Below are 14,367 nucleotides of genomic sequence, written 5' to 3' on the forward strand. Positions count from 1 at the left end.
ATTTCGCCACTTTCCGTCTTCGACCTGGGGGTCATCCACCATGCACCGCTTCCGCGCGCCCGTGGCGCTCGCCGCGGCCGCCACCGCGTTCGCGCTGCTCAGCGCACCCGCGACCGCGGCGGCCACGCCGTTCACCTCGACGATCTTCAAGGCCACCCACAACAGCTACTCGGGCGGCGTCGACGGTGCGAAGGGCTCGATCACCTACCAGCTCGACCACGGTGTGCGCTTCGTCGAGTTCGACATCCACGACAACGGCTACGCCACCACCCACGACTACGGCGTCGGCCACAGCAGCCCGGGCGACCTCGTGGACCACACCGGCAACCCCGCGTCGAACAACCTGCGCGACTGGCTCGCGGTGGTGAACGCCTGGTCCTCCCGGCACCCCACCGCCGCGCCGATCGTGGTGATGCTGGACCTCAAGGACGACCTCACCGACAACACGTCGTTCGCCGCCGGCAACCTGGCCGCGGTGAACCAGGAGCTGCAGAGCGCCTTCGGCCCGCGGCTGTTGCTCGCGAAGGACTATTCGGCCGGTGCCACCACGGACTCGTTGCGCGGCAAGGTGCTCCCGCTGCTCTCGGGCGACAGCGGCACGCGCGCCGAGTACCGCCGCGACGTCGGGTACCACCCGGCGGTGGCGATCAACGGCCACGGCCAGGTCGTGGAGGTGCACGACTCCGGGGCCGGCGCGCTCTGGTACTGGACCGGGACCTACGGCGCCGACGGCCGCGTGACCTGGAACCGCCACGGCCGCTACGACAGCGGCCAGACCCCGGCGGTCGCGCTCGACGACTCGGGCCGGCTCGTGGAGGTGCACCAGTCGCAGACCGCCACCACGCTCTGGTCGCACACCGCGCAGCTCGGCGCCGACGGCGAGCTGACCTGGTCGGCGAGCCGGCAGTACGACAACGGCGTGTCCCCCACCGTCGCGTTTACCGGCAGCAGTGTGCGTGAGATCCACCGCAGCCAGTCCTCGAGCCAGAACTGGCAGTGGCAGGGCACGCTCGACGCCGCCGGCAGCACCGTGACCTGGACCGGCAACGCGAAGACTTCCGACGCGCTGTACCCCAAGGCCACCGGCACGTCCGGCACGCGCCGCGTGACCGTGTCGACCGGCGCCGACGGCCCCACGCCGGCCCAGACGCTGCGCTACGCCACCGACCGCGTGTCCGGTGAGCGCGTGCGCTACCCGCAGATCGCGTTCGACGAGTACCAGAAGGGCGATCCGGCCGAGTTGCAACAGGACGCGTTGTTCTACGGCGCGCCCGCCACGGAGTCGGCGTTCATCACCGCCGCGCGCCAGAGCGGGCACCTCGTGCGCGGCTGGGACTTCGACTCCGCGGGCCTGGCCACGAACCCGCCCGCGAACTACGCGGCGACCAACCACCCGTGGGACGCCTGGTACCAGACCCTCACCGCGGGCGCCGCGCAGTAAGCGACCCGGCCGGCTGTCCGGCGGGGTCGCTCACCGCGCGGCAGGCCGGGCTCCCTCACCCCGACGAGGGGAGCCCGGCCCTGTCCCCGCAGGTGCCCACGCCGGTCACCGTCCCTGGCCGCCGCCCGCGGCCGTGACCGGCGCCGCACCACGTTCCGTGGTCCGCACTGAAGCGAGGCACCGACTTCTCCGGATCCCTTCGTCAAGCCCCGATCACCGAGACCCGGCCAGCAAAACCCGGCCGGTCCGGACTCAGTGCGGCACCGCGACCGGTCGGACCGCCACCGGACGCGGAACCTGGCGCTCCGCAACCCGTTCCGGTGTCGCGCGCCCGGCCGATCTCACCGGGGCCCGCGTGCAGTGCTGCTCGAACCGTTCCATCAACACGGCGCCGACCATCAGGACCACGGGTGTTCCCAGTGCGAACCACATGCAGTTTGTGGTACCCAGCACCATCGCGGTCGAATCGGCTCTGCCCCGTCTGGGGGATTTCCGTTGCGGCGCCCGACAACTGCGCGAATCACCAGGAGTTCGCCGCTCACGCTGCCGATCTTCGCCGGGCGGGCGACGATCTGATCATGAGCGGGCGGCGGGCAGCGAACTTCGGCATCTGGTTCTTCGGCGCACTGGGCGGGATCCTCTGGGGCTACGACACCGGCGTGATCTCCGGTGCGCTGCTCTACATCGGCCGCGACATCCCGTTGAGCCCCATCGTGCAGGGTCTGGTCGTGTCCGGGTTGCTGGCCGGTTCGATGGCCGGCGCGGGCCTCGCGGGCCGGCTCGCGGATTCGCTCGGCCGGCGCCGGATGATCCTCGGCTCCGGGCTGGTGTTCGTGGTCGGCACGATCGGCGCCGCCCTCTCCGGTGCGGCGCCGATGCTGGTGGCGTTCCGGTTCGTGATGGGCATCGGGGTGGGGATCGCGTCGGTCGTGGTGCCGATGTACCTCTCGGAGCTGGCACCGAAGGAGGTGCGCGGCAAACTCACCTCGCTGATGCAGCTGCTGGTCACCGTGGGCATCCTGGTCGCCTACCTCGCCGACTACGCGCTGTCGGGCACGGGCGCGTGGCGGTGGATGATCGGGCTCGGGGTGGTGCCGGCGGTGCTGCTGGTGGCCGGGATCTACACGCAGCCGGAAAGCCCGCGCTGGCTCGCGGTCAACAAGCACGACGAACGCACGGCCCGCACGGTGCTGACCCGCCTGCGCGGCAGCGAGCAGGCGGCCGACGCCGAGCTGGCCGACATCCGGGCCGGCGCTCGCGACGAGGCCGAGCACGCGGAACCGTTGCGGCTGCGGATGCTCGCGGGCGGCCGGCTGCGCAAGGTGTTCACGGTCGGCATGCTGCTGGTGTTCTTCCAGAACTTCGTGGGCATCAACACGATCATCTACTACGCGCCCACGCTGCTCACGAACGTCGGGTTCGGCTCCTCCGGCGCGATCCTCGCCAACGTGGGCATCGGCGCGGTGAACATGCTGATGACGCTGCCCGCGATGCGGCTGATCGACCGGGCGGGCCGGCGACCGCTGCTGCTGATCGGCGCGCTCGGCATGTGCGCGGCGATGGTGCTGCTGGCCGTGGTCAACCTCGGCGGGCTCACGAAGGGCCCGCTGCTGCTCGGCCTCACGCTGGCCGGGATCGCGGTGTACGTCGGGTCGTTCTCGGTGTCGTGGGGGCCGGTGCAGTGGGTGGCGCTGCCGGAGCTGTTCCCGCTGCGGATCCGCGCGGCGGCGGTGAGCGTGTGCGTGGTGTTCAACTGGCTGTTCAACCTCGCGGTGGCGCTGGTGTTCCCGCCGCTGCTCGACGCGTTCGGGGCCGGTCTCAACTTCCTGTTCTTCGCCGTGATGACGGCGCTGGCGTACGTGTTCGTGTGGCGGCTGATGCCGGAGACGAAGGGCCGCAGCCTCGAAGACCTCGAACGCGACCTCGTGGGTGCGTAAGCTGATCCGGTGCGGACACGACCGACCCTGACCTGGACCGGCTCGGGTGAACCGCTCCCGCGCACCTCGAGCGTGGCCGAAGTGGCGGAGGTCGTCGCCCGCGGCCGCGTGGTGGCACTGAGCGGAGCGGGGATCTCGACCGAGTCCGGCATTCCCGACTACCGCGGCGAGTCCGGCAGCCTGCGCCGGCACACCCCGATGACCTACGACGAGTTCACGAGCAGCGCCGAGGGCCGCCGCCGGTACTGGGCGCGCAGCCACCTCGGCTGGCGCACCATCGCGCGCGCCGCGCCCAACTCCGGGCACCGCGCGGTGGCGACGCTGCGTGATTCCGGACTGCTCTCCGGGGTGATCACGCAGAACGTCGACGGCCTGCACCGCGCGGCCGGCACGCCCGGAGTGGTGGAGCTGCACGGCAACCTCGACCGCGTGATCTGCCTCGGTTGCCGCCGCACCACCCCGCGGGAGGAGCTCGACGACCGCCTGCGCGCGGCCAACCCGGACTTCGGCGGCACCGCCACCCGCATCAACCCCGACGGCGACGTCGACCTCGCCGAGGAAGCCGTGCGCACCTTCAGGCTCGTCGACTGCACCGCGTGCGCCGGTGTGCTGAAGCCCGATGTGGTGTTCTTCGGCGAAAACGTGCCGCGGCCGCGGGTCGAGCGCTGTTACCGCCTGGTCGACGACGCGGCGGCGGTGCTGGTCCTCGGCTCCTCGCTCACGGTCATGTCCGGCCTGCGGTTCGTGCGCCACGCGGCGAAAACCGGCAAACCGGTGCTCATCGTCAACCGCGGCGAGACCCGCGGCGACACCCACGCGCAGGTGCGCGTGGACCTGCCGCTGGGCGAGGCGCTGACCGACCTGGTCGACCTGCTCGGCGACCACCTCGGCGAGCCCGCCCGGCCCGCCTGACCCGTCTGACCTGTTCCGTCAACGGAAGGCGGGCAGGAAGTCCGCCAGCCACTCGGCATACGACCGCGCCGGGCGCCCGAGTACCCGGTGCACGTCCGCGCTCACGCGGCGTTCGGCCGGCAGCGGCGACCCGAGCACGCCGAGCGTCGCGTCGGCGATCGGCGGCGGCATCACCGCCACCAGCTGCGCCCGGGCCTGCGCCGGGGTCTGCTCCACGAACCGCACCGGCTCGCCGAGCGCGGCCCCGATCGCGGCCGCGCGGTCGCGCGGGGTCAGGGCTTCCGGACCCGTCACCTCGTAGTCGACGCCGTCGTGGGCACTTGGTCGGGCGTTCGTGCGTGCGCTGTCGAGCAGGATCGCGGCGGCCATCGCCGCGATGTCCGCCGGATCGACGAACGGCAGGGCCACGTCACCGAACGGCGCTTCGACCTGCCGCGAAGCCCGCACCGAAGGCGCCCACGCCAGCGTGTTCGTGGTGAACCCGCTCGGTCGCAGGACCGTCGCCGCCGGAACCGCCGCGCGCACAGCCTGTTCGTACGCCGCGAAAAACGCGTAGTCGCCGGGCCGCGTAGCCGCGCCCTGCGACGAGAGCAGCACGACCCGCCGCACTCCCCCGGCCTTCACCACGTCGGCCAGCTCGGCCGGCGCCGGGCCGCCCGGGAACAGGAACAGCGCTTCGGCACCGGCCACCACCTCGCGCAGGGATTCCGGCGCCGCGAGGTCCGCGACCCGGTGCCGCACCCCGCCGGGCAGTTCGGCCGGCGGTGTCCGGGAAACCGCCGTCACCTCGGCCCCCGCCGCCGCGAGCGCCGCCACCAGTGGGCGACCGACGTTGCCGGTCGCACCCGTCACCACGATCATCTTCGCTCCTCGGTTTTCGTGTTCCACAGTGGTCACGAAGGTGCCCTGCGCGTCCCCCGGCCGGAAGGACGCACCTTTAAGTAAGCTCACGACATGGAGGAATGGACGCAGTTCGCGGGCTCGGAGACCCGCGACGGGTATGAGGTGTTTCACACCGACTGCCCGGCGCGCACGGTGCTCGACCACGTGACCAGCCGCTGGGGCGTGTGGGTGCTGATCGCCTTGCGGCAGCGGGAACTGCGGTTCTTCGAACTGCGCCTGAGCATCGAAGGGATCAGCGAGAAGATGCTGGCGCAGACCCTGCGCACCCTCGTCCGCGACGGCCTGGTGTGGCGCCAGGTCGAGCCCACCACCCCACCGCAGGTCACCTACGGCCTCACGCCGCTCGGCCGCGGCACCGGCGATCAGCTCTCGACGCTGTTCACCTGGCTGCGCGACCACGCCGTCGACATCCTCGCCACGCAGGCGGGGTACGACGAGTCCGGCGGCCGGCAGAGCGCGTAGGCATGGCGGCGGAAGAACCCGGAAGCCCTGCGGCTCCGAAGACCGGTCACGCGCGGCGCACGTTCCTGTTCGGCGCGGGCGCGGTCATCGCCGCGTCCGGCGCGATCTCGGCCGCGCTGACGCATCCCGCGCCGGTCGAGGCGACGGGCGGATTCGGCGCCGACTGGCAGTTCGGCCCGTTCGTGCCGGGCTGCACCGACGTCGACTTCGACGACCGCGCGATGCCGCTCGTGTCGGTGCCCCACTGCGTCACGCCGCTTTCGTGGCAGGGCTGGCACCCCGACGACTGGCAGCACCTCTGGGTGTACCGCCAGCACTTCCTGGTGCCGCCGCAGCTGCGCAAGAACCGCGCGTTCCTGCGGTTCGACGGGGTGCTCAGCGCCACCACGGTGTTCCTCAACGGCCGCCGGGTCGCGTCGCAGAGCGGCGGGTACCTGCCGCTCACGTGCGAGGTCACCGGGATGCTCACCGACAAGGACAACGTGCTGGCCGTGGCGGTCGACGGCCGGTGGCAGCAGGACACTCCGCCGGACCTGCCGGAGTACCCGAACCCCACGGCCATCGACTTCTACCAGCCCGCCGGCATCTACCGCGCGGTGAACCTCTACGGCACCCCGCAGGCCTACCTGTCCGATGTGTACGCCCAGCAGATCGCCGTGCTCACACCCAGCCGGGCCGTGGTGGTGCACTGCACCGTCGACGCGGCGAAAGCGGTGAAGGGCCCGGTGCGGCTCACGGCGACGCTGAGCCAGGCCGGCACCGAGATCGCCTCCGCCGTCACCGACATCACCGGGCTGCGCAAGGGCGAGACGAACACCACCGTCACGCTCGAGGGCCTCGAAGCGGTGAAGCTGTGGGACGTCGACGATCCGGCGATGTGCGACGTCGTGGTCACGCTCTCGGTGGGCGGGCGCAAGGTCCACACCTACCCGGTGCGCACCGGCCTGCGCGACGCGCAGTTCACTGTGGACGGTTTCCGGCTCAACGGCCGGCCCCTCAAGCTCTTCGGGCTCAACCGCCACCAGTGGTACCCGTTCGTGGGCGGCGCGATGCCCGAGCGGGTGCAGCGGCGCGACGCCGAGATCCTCAAGAACGAGCTCAACGTCAACATGGTGCGCTGCTCGCACTACCCGCAGTCGCCCGCGTTCCTCGACGCGTGCGACGAGCTCGGCATCCTCGTGTGGGAGGAGCTGCCGGGCTGGGACCACGTGGGCGACACCGCGTGGCAGGAGCTCGCGGTGCGCGACGTGCACGACATGATCGTGCGCGATCGCAACCACCCGTCGATCATCGTGTGGGGCACCCGCGTGAACGAGACGCTGGGCCAGTACACGCTCTACGGCAAGACCGACCAGCTGGCCGCGGAGCTGGACCCGATGCGGCCGTGCACCGGCGCGGTCGCCGGGCAGAAGGGCTACGTCCAGCCGCTGTACCCGGTGAAGGAGAACGGCGGGGTGTTCTCCTTCAACGACTACAGCCGGCCGCCTTCGCGCAACGCGCCGCCGCCGCTGCGCCCGCCGCGCCACGGCGTGCCCTACCTGGTGAGCGAAGCCGTGGGCACACTGGTGGGCGCGCCGTACTTCCGCCGCACCGACTCGGCCGACGTGCAGCGCGAGCAGAGCATGCTGCACGCCTGGGTGCACGAACACGCGGCGGCCGACCCGCGCTACTGCGGCCTGATCGCGTGGTGCGGCTTCGACTACCCGTCGGGCTGGTACCACTCGCTGCGCGGGGTGAAGTACCCCGGTGTCGTCGACTTCTTCCGGATTCCCAAGCTGGGCGCGGGTTTCTACCGCGCTCAACGGTCGCCTTCGCGCGGCGCGGTGATCGAGCCCGCGTTCTACTGGGACTTCGGGCCCGGCTCACCCCGCGGCGGGCCCGGGCGCAACGCGCTGATCTGGTCCAACTGCGACCAGCTCGTGGTCACCGTGGCGGGCCGGCGGCCGGTCACGGTGCTGCCCGACCACGCGCGGTTCGGGCACTTGAAACACCCGCCGTTCCTGGTGAACCTCACGGTCACCGGCCAGGCCCGCCCCGATCTCACGATCGAGGGCCGCGTGAAGGGGCAGACGGTGCTGCGCCGCCGGTTCAGCGCCGATCCGACGTTCGACACGCTCGCCGTGGCCGCCGACGACGGCGCCATCACCGCCGACGGCCAGGACACCACGCGCGTCACGCTCCGCTCGGTCGACCGCTACGGCGCCCCGCGCCCGCACGCCCACGGCGTGCTCAGCGTCGCGGTCGACGGCCCGGGAATCCTGATCGGCGACCCGTTCCTGGACTTCGGCGCGCTCGGCGGCGCGGCGGCGGTGTGGATCCGCTCGATGCGCGACACGCCCGGCACGATCACCGTGACCGCGTCGCATCCGTTCCTGGACACGGGAACGGCCACGATCTCGGCGGTCTGAGCCGGGTACCATCGGCCACGTCACGAGAAACGCCGGGAGGCCGCATGGCGCGGACGCTGACCCACACCGATCCGGCCGAGGTCACATTGCAGCAGGCGCTCGACGCGCTCACCGATCCGGTGCGCCGCACCATCCTGCGCGAGCTGTCGGTGGAGCCGGACTTCTCGCGCGCGTGCGGCGCCTTCGACCTGCCGGTGTCCAAGGCGACGGCGAGCCACCACTTCGCGGTGCTGCGGTCCACGGGCCTGCTGGAACAGCTCGACCGCGGCCCGCGCCGCTACAACCGCTTGCGCCGCACGGAGTTCGACGCGCGGTTCCCCGGGTTGCTGGACCTGGTGCTCACGGAGCCGTGACCTGCTCGACCGTCCGGTTCGGACGGTTCAGCGGGTTCGGTCGGCTCAGCGCGTTCGGTCGGTTCGAACGCTTCAGTCGCGGGCCAGTCCGTCGAGCCACTTGAGCAGCAGCTGCGTCTCCTCGGTGCCCAGGGTCGTGTTCTCGGTGCGCAGCAGCGCCGCGAGCTGCAGTGCCGCGGTCGGGACCGGCGCCGCCGCCGGCTCGGTGTCGCCGCTGCCGTTCTCCGGCGTGAGCAGGCTGTCGTGCACCGCGTCGCGCACCCGGGCGGACAGCTCGGGATCGGTGTAGATGCCCGGCTGCGTGACCATGTTCAGCGCCACCCCGATGTTCGCCGACATCACCCGCTGCGCGGCCGCGTCCGGGTCCACCCGCAGGCGGCCGAGCGCGGCACAGCGCACGAGCACCTCGCGCAGCAGCCGCAACGCCTCCTGCGCCGCGCTCGGCACCTCGCTGAACGCCGGCGAGTACATCAGCCGGTACACGGCCGGGTGCTCCTGCGCGAACGCGATGTGCGTGTCCCACCCGTTCTTCAGATCGGCGATCGGATCGGCCGACGGCTCGGCGGCCCGCTTCGTGGCCAGGTACCGGTCGAACCCGTGGTCGACGACGGCCGAGAGCAGCCCGTTCTTGTCCCCGAACAGGCGGTACAGCATCGGCGCGCCGACCCCCACGGCCTCGCAGACCGCGCGCGTGGAGATGTCCCGATCGGGCGAGGCGTCGAGCAGCTTCTCGGCGGCCTCCAGCATTTGGGTGCGGATGTCCATGCCTCGAGTGTAGCCCAGATATCACGCTCACGTAGCATTGTTACGTACGTCATAGCGCCGTTACGCGATTCGTCTACCGATGATAGCCCGGCACCCGCGCGGGAACCGAGCGAGGCGAGAACGGCGGAGGAGTCCCCGTCAGGCCCGCAGCACGGCGGCGCCGGTGAACCGGCCCGCGGCGAGGTCGGCCAGGGCCCGGTCGGCGTGGGCGAGCGCGTACGGCCGAGTCGTCACCTCGAGGTGGTGGCGGCCGGCGAACGCCAGGAACGCCCGGGCGTCGGCGCGCGTGTTGGCCGTGACGCTGCGGACCTGGCGTTCCTGGAACAGATGCCGCTGGTAGTCCAGCACGGGCACGTCGGACAGGTGGATGCCGGCGATCGCGAGGGTGCCGCCGCGGTCGAGCGCGCCCAGCGCGACCGGCACCAGGCCGCCGGCGGGCGCGAACAGGATCGCGGAGTCGAGCGGTTCGGGCGGCGGTCCGTCCCCTGCCGAGGCGGCGCCGAGATCGAGCGCGAGCCGCTGCGCCGCGCGGCTGCGCGTGATCACGTGGACGGTGGCGCCCTGCGCGAGCGCCACCTGGGTGGCGAGGTGCGCGCTGCCGCCGAAGCCGTATACCCCCAGGCGCCCGCCTTCGGGTAGTTCCGCCCGCAGCAGCGCGCGGTAGCCGATCAGCCCGGCGCAGAGCAGCGGCGCGAGCTCGTCGTCGCCGTAGCCGGCGGGGAGGGCGAGGGCGTAGTCAGCGGGGACCACGGCGTACTCGGCGTACCCACCGTCGGCGTCCCAGCCCGTGTACCGCGACTGCGGGCAGAGGTTTTCCGTGCCCCGCAAGCAGAACTTGCACCGGCCGCAGGTGTGGCGCAGCCAGGCGATCCCGACCCGGTCGCCCACGGCGAACGCCTCGTCCGCCGCGGCACCGAGCGCCACAACCTCGCCGACCACCTCGTGCCCCGGGGTCACGGCCGCCCGGTGCACCGGCAGATCCCCTTCCGCGACGTGCAGGTCCGTGCGGCACACGCCGCACACGAGCACCCGCACGAGCAGCTCGCCGGGCGCCGGTTCGGGAACCGGTCCGGACGAGCGCGCCAGCGGCCCGGTGCCGATCGGCCCGGGCGCCGTGACGCGCCACGACCACATCGTGTCCGGCAGTCCCGTCATCGCCGCTCCTTCGTCCGGGAACCCGAACGTACCGCGCGCGGTGCGGCGCGGCGGGTGGTCCGCCGCCCCGCACCACCCGGTCGGTCAGCGGCCGCTCCACTGGAACGTGACCGTGGCACCCGCGCCCACGGTCGCGTCGAACGAGCGCTCACCCGAAACGACGGTGAACTTCTGTTCCGTCTTCGCGTTGTTCAGCGCCACCACGGTCGTCGAGTGGTCGGGGTTCGTGAACGCCACCGCCTCGATCGGCGTGCTGCTGCCGCTGGTGTAGACCACCGACGAGGCGATCCGCACCGCGCCCGGCGGCACGAACTTCGAGAAGTGCTCGATGTCGCGGTACTGGTCGTTGTAGGTCACGGCCTTGGTCTGCGAGTTCACGGTGATGGTGCCGTTGCAGGTACCGCAGCCGCCCAGGTGCGGGCCGTGGTTCTCGTCGAGCGCGATGTTCCAGTCGATCGAGCTCCGACCCCAGTTGCGCATCACACCGAGGATGGTGGACGAGTCGCCGCCCTCGCACTCGGTCATGAAGATGTCCTTGCCGGGGAAGGAGGCCTTCAGCGGCGTCTGCGCGTCGGACGAGCCGTAGTAGCAGTGGTACGCGGTGCCGGCCAGCCACTTCGCGGCCGGGGTCGAGAGCAGGTCGTACGGGTACTCCGGCTGCGGGTCCTCCCCCGCCCGCTGGTGCGAGGCGATGTCACCGGGGTGCTCGCTCCAGTTGTGGTCGAAGCCGAGGATCTTGGTGTCCAGGTGCGCGGCGCGCAGGGCGGGGCCGAGGGCCTCGATCACCTTGGCCTCCTGCTGCCACGGCAGGTCGGTGCCCGGGTAGTTCTTGCGCTCCAGCGCCTGCGGCTCGTTCTGCACGGTCAGGTAGTCCACGTGCACCCCGGCGCGCTGGTAGGCCTGCACGAACTTCGTGAGGTAGAGCGCGTAGGCGCGGTAGATCTTCGGCGAGTCGATGAGCTTGCCGTCGATCATCGAGCCGGAGGTCTTCATCCAGCCCGGCATGCTCCACGGGCTCGCCACGATCTGCAGCTTCGGGTTCAGTTTCTTCGCCTGGCGCACCAGCGGCAGGATCTGCGCTTCGTCGTGGGCGATCGAGAAGTGCTTCTGGTCGTAGTCGGTCTGCCCGGCCGGCAGGTCGTCGTAGCTGTAGTCCTGGCCGACGGCGAAGTCCGACGCGCCGATCGGCTGGCGCAGGAAGCTGATGCCCGCGCCGGCGTGCGGGTCGAAGAGGTTCTTCATCACTTCGTCGCGGTCGGCCGGGGTGAGGCCGTAGAGCACCTGCGCCGAAGAGTCGGTGATCGCCGCGCCGAACCCGGACACGGTCTGGAACTTCACGTTCGGGTCGAGGCGCACGGTCGTGGGCGCCGCGGCGGCCGGGCTCTGCCAGCTCAGCTGCGTGTCCACGGGGGTGGCGTCACCGGGGTTGGTGAGCCATTCGTGCACGGTCCGCGACCCGGCGGCCGGGGCCTGCGCGGCAGGCACGACCGGCGCGGCCGGCGTGATCAGCGGCCCGGAGGCGGCGGTCGCCGACCCGGCCGCCACGGTCACGGCGGCCGCCGCGGCCGTCACCGAACACAGCACTCTTCGCAAGCGCGGCATGCAGATTCCTTCGTTTCACGGGGAAAACCCAGCGGACCCGGCGCCGGAGCGGCGCCGCGGGAAACCCGTGCCCGCGTTGGCGGCCGCGACCGGGGTTCGCCCCGACACAACCAAAACGCGGGCTCGGTGACAAGATCCCCGTCCCGGTTTGGCTTCGTTGGGGCGGATTGTCCACACGTCCGGCCACTTCCCGTGCCACTCACCGGCAACCCGAGCCACGAACAGCCGTTCCCGTTGCCCGGCAAGCGATTCAGCCCGCTGAACGCCGGCGCGCCGGGACTCTTCGGCGCGGGGAAGGGTTTTCCCGGCGACGGACCGCCGATCCCGTTGCTCGGCAAGGCAATTCAGCCCCCTGAACACGCTCTCGTTAAGGTGGCTCGTCCTCCCCCGCGACCCCGAGGAGCCCCCGGTGCGCCACGGCCTCTACCTCCCGCCGTTCGGCCCGTTCGGCGATCCGGCGGTGCTCGTCGACCTGGCGGTGCGCGCCGAGGCCGCCGGCTGGGACGGGGTGTTCCTGTGGGACCACGTCGTGCCCGGCGCGCCGCCGATCGCGGACCCGTGGACCACGCTCGGCGCGATCGCGTCGGCCACCAGCACGCTGCGGCTGGGCCCGATGGTCACTCCCCCGGCGCGCCGCCGTCCGTGGGTGCTCGCCCGGCAGGCCTCGACCGTGAGCCGGCTCTCGCACGGCCGGCTGATCCTCGGCACCGGCCTCGGTTCCGACGAGACCGGCGACTTCAGCCGCTTCGGCGAACCCCTGCCGGCGCGTTCGGCGAAGTTCGACGAAGCGCTCACGGTCCTGCGCGCGATCTGGGCCGGCGACGAGGTGCGCCACCGCGGCGAGCACTTCGCCGTGGACCTCGACGCGAGCCAGCCCGAACCCCACCCGATCCCGGTCTGGACCGCGCTGTCGGCCGAACACCCGCGGGTGCTCGCCCGCGCGGCCGCCGGTGACGGCGTCTTCCCGCTCGCCGGCCCCCACCCGCCGGCGCCGGAAACGCTCGCCCGGCTGGTCTCCGCGGTGCGCCCGGAAGGACGCCCCTTCGACGTCGCCGTGGCGGGCAACGCCAGCCCCGCGTGGGACGAGCCGTCGGCCGTCGACCTCGGCGCCCTCGCCGAAGCCGGGATGACGTGGTGGCTCGAATCGCTGATCCACTTCGACCCGCTCGAGCTTTCGCTCACGGTGGTCGACGCGGGCCCGCCACGCCGGTGACCGCCGGACCGGCCGGGCCGGTCGCGGACTGTTAAGTTCGGATGAACCACGGTTGAGCACCCAGCCGTCACCAGACCGTGCCCGGCCACCCGCCGGGCACCAGGGCCTGCTGCCGGTGGTGACCTGGCGGGCCCGTGATCCCGGAGGTATCGCGTCGTGACCGACGACCTCAGAGCGCCCGGCGCGCGCCGGCTGCCCGCGCTGGACATCACCACGGCCACCGGTTCCGGCGCCACCGTGGTCACCGCGGCCGGGGAGATCGACACCGCGGTGTCGGACTCGCTGCGCGACGCGCTGGCCGCGGCGCTGGAAGCCCGCCCCGAGGTGCTCGTGGCCGACCTGTCCGAGGTGCCCTTCTGCGACTCCAGCGGGCTCTCCGCGCTGATCGACATCCGCGGCCGTGCGATCGAGGCCGGCACCGCGTTCCGCATCGTCACGCGCCAGCGCGGCCTGCTGCGCCCGATCAGCCTGCTGCACCTCGACACCGTGCTCGAGATCCACCCCACCCTGGACAGCGCCACGGGGACCGCCGCTCCGTCGTGATGCGAGGCCGTCGGAGCAGGCCTAATGTCCCTCCATGAGCGATATGCCGCGATTCCCTGAGGAGCCCACCCCGCCACCCCACCGTGAACCCCCGCGTCCGGCCGTGCCGACCACCATCCAGGTCGCGTTCTGGGCCTTCATCGCCTCGGCCGCGATCGGCATCGTCGGCGGGTTGCTGAAACTCGGCCGACGGGACGAGTTCATCGACACCGTCCGAACCTCGAACAGCAACCTGAGCCAAGACCAGCTGAACCTGGCCGCCAACATCGCGATCGGCGTGGCCGTGGTCATCGCCGTCGTGATCGCGCTCCTGTACCTGCTGTTCGTCTTCAAGCTGCGGGCCGGGCGCAACTGGGCGCGGATCGTGCTGACCGTGCTCACGGCCCTGCAGGTCATCTCCCTGGTTTCCGGCAACAACGGCAGCGACTGGGTCAACTACGTCTCGGCGGTGGCCGCCGTGATCGGCGTGGTGTTCTCGTTCGTGGGCGATTCCAACGCCTACATCGCGGCCGGCCGACAGGTCAGGCGGTAACCACTCGCGCGGTGGCTGGCGGGCCTAGTGCACTTGCACTATCCTGGGGTGCGGTTGAGCCACCAGCCGCCGTGTTTTCCTTCGCTCCGGGAGCGTCGGCGCGCCGATCGGCTGGATGAGCGAGTTCCGGCCGGATCGGCC

General features: G+C 71.9%; 13 protein-coding genes. 9 read left to right on the forward strand and 4 right to left on the reverse strand.

Features of this window, described 5'->3' with window-relative positions; all coding sequences use genetic code 11:
- The first annotated feature begins 40 nt into the window (after positions 1 to 40).
- The 3 genes from VSH64_RS14710 (at position 41) to VSH64_RS14720 (ending at position 4,290) form a co-directional block, all read left to right on the forward strand.
- The gene (locus VSH64_RS14710; RefSeq protein ID WP_326836151.1) at positions 41 to 1,441 is read left to right on the forward strand and encodes a PI-PLC domain-containing protein; all 1,401 of its coding nucleotides are present in this window, start codon (positions 41 to 43) and stop codon (positions 1,439 to 1,441) included.
- A 578-nt stretch (positions 1,442 to 2,019) separates the two neighbouring features.
- On the forward strand, positions 2,020 to 3,378 hold the full coding sequence (locus VSH64_RS14715) for a sugar porter family MFS transporter (RefSeq protein ID WP_326836152.1): 1,359 nt from the start codon (positions 2,020 to 2,022) through the stop codon (positions 3,376 to 3,378).
- A 9-nt stretch (positions 3,379 to 3,387) separates the two neighbouring features.
- Positions 3,388 to 4,290, forward strand: a complete 903-nt coding sequence (locus tag VSH64_RS14720) for an NAD-dependent protein deacetylase (RefSeq protein ID WP_326836153.1) — start codon at positions 3,388 to 3,390, stop codon at positions 4,288 to 4,290.
- Between the two features lie 18 nt (positions 4,291 to 4,308).
- Here the strand turns inward: VSH64_RS14720 and VSH64_RS14725 are convergent, their stop codons facing one another.
- Positions 4,309 to 5,151: an NAD(P)H-binding protein gene (locus VSH64_RS14725; protein ID WP_326836154.1), complete on the reverse strand. Its 843-nt coding sequence runs from the start codon at positions 5,149 to 5,151 to the stop codon at positions 4,309 to 4,311.
- A gap of 93 nt (positions 5,152 to 5,244) precedes the next feature.
- On the opposite strand from VSH64_RS14725, the gene VSH64_RS14730 reads away from it, so the two are divergent.
- Genes VSH64_RS14730 through VSH64_RS14740 form a run of 3 tightly spaced genes read left to right on the forward strand, consistent with a single transcriptional unit; the run spans position 5,245 to position 8,416 of the window.
- Positions 5,245 to 5,655: a winged helix-turn-helix transcriptional regulator gene (locus VSH64_RS14730; protein ID WP_326836155.1), complete on the forward strand. Its 411-nt coding sequence runs from the start codon at positions 5,245 to 5,247 to the stop codon at positions 5,653 to 5,655.
- A gap of 2 nt (positions 5,656 to 5,657) precedes the next feature.
- Positions 5,658 to 8,063: a glycoside hydrolase family 2 protein gene (locus VSH64_RS14735; protein WP_326836156.1), complete on the forward strand. Its 2,406-nt coding sequence runs from the start codon at positions 5,658 to 5,660 to the stop codon at positions 8,061 to 8,063.
- 44 nt (positions 8,064 to 8,107) lie between these two features.
- Positions 8,108 to 8,416, forward strand: a complete 309-nt coding sequence (locus VSH64_RS14740) for an ArsR/SmtB family transcription factor (RefSeq protein WP_326836157.1) — start codon at positions 8,108 to 8,110, stop codon at positions 8,414 to 8,416.
- 72 nt (positions 8,417 to 8,488) lie between these two features.
- Here VSH64_RS14740 and VSH64_RS14745 read toward each other — a convergent pair whose 3' ends face one another.
- From VSH64_RS14745 to VSH64_RS14755, 3 genes are all read right to left on the reverse strand, one after another.
- Positions 8,489 to 9,181: a TetR/AcrR family transcriptional regulator gene (locus tag VSH64_RS14745; RefSeq protein ID WP_326836158.1), complete on the reverse strand. Its 693-nt coding sequence runs from the start codon at positions 9,179 to 9,181 to the stop codon at positions 8,489 to 8,491.
- Between the two features lie 138 nt (positions 9,182 to 9,319).
- A complete protein-coding gene (locus VSH64_RS14750; protein WP_326837949.1) occupies positions 9,320 to 10,315 on the reverse strand; it encodes a zinc-binding alcohol dehydrogenase family protein in 996 nt (331 codons plus the stop codon).
- 105 nt (positions 10,316 to 10,420) lie between these two features.
- The gene (locus tag VSH64_RS14755) at positions 10,421 to 11,938 is read right to left on the reverse strand and encodes a glycoside hydrolase family 30 protein (RefSeq protein WP_326836159.1); all 1,518 of its coding nucleotides are present in this window, start codon (positions 11,936 to 11,938) and stop codon (positions 10,421 to 10,423) included.
- Positions 11,939 to 12,347: 409 nt separating this feature from the next.
- On the opposite strand from VSH64_RS14755, the gene VSH64_RS14760 reads away from it, so the two are divergent.
- The 3 genes from VSH64_RS14760 (at position 12,348) to VSH64_RS14770 (ending at position 14,226) form a co-directional block, all read left to right on the forward strand.
- Positions 12,348 to 13,151 carry an LLM class flavin-dependent oxidoreductase gene (locus VSH64_RS14760; RefSeq protein ID WP_326836160.1) on the forward strand — a complete coding sequence of 268 codons (804 nt, stop codon included), beginning with the start codon at positions 12,348 to 12,350 and terminating at the stop codon, positions 13,149 to 13,151.
- A 156-nt stretch (positions 13,152 to 13,307) separates the two neighbouring features.
- Positions 13,308 to 13,694 (forward strand): STAS domain-containing protein, encoded by a 387-nt coding sequence (locus tag VSH64_RS14765; protein WP_326836161.1) that lies wholly within the window; start codon positions 13,308 to 13,310, stop codon positions 13,692 to 13,694.
- Positions 13,695 to 13,797: 103 nt separating this feature from the next.
- On the forward strand, positions 13,798 to 14,226 hold the full coding sequence (locus VSH64_RS14770) for a hypothetical protein (protein ID WP_326836162.1): 429 nt from the start codon (positions 13,798 to 13,800) through the stop codon (positions 14,224 to 14,226).
- Positions 14,227 to 14,367 lie beyond the last annotated feature (141 nt).

The organism is Amycolatopsis rhabdoformis (assembly GCF_035918295.1).
GTDB classification, from domain to species: Bacteria; Actinomycetota; Actinomycetes; order Mycobacteriales; family Pseudonocardiaceae; genus Amycolatopsis; species Amycolatopsis rhabdoformis.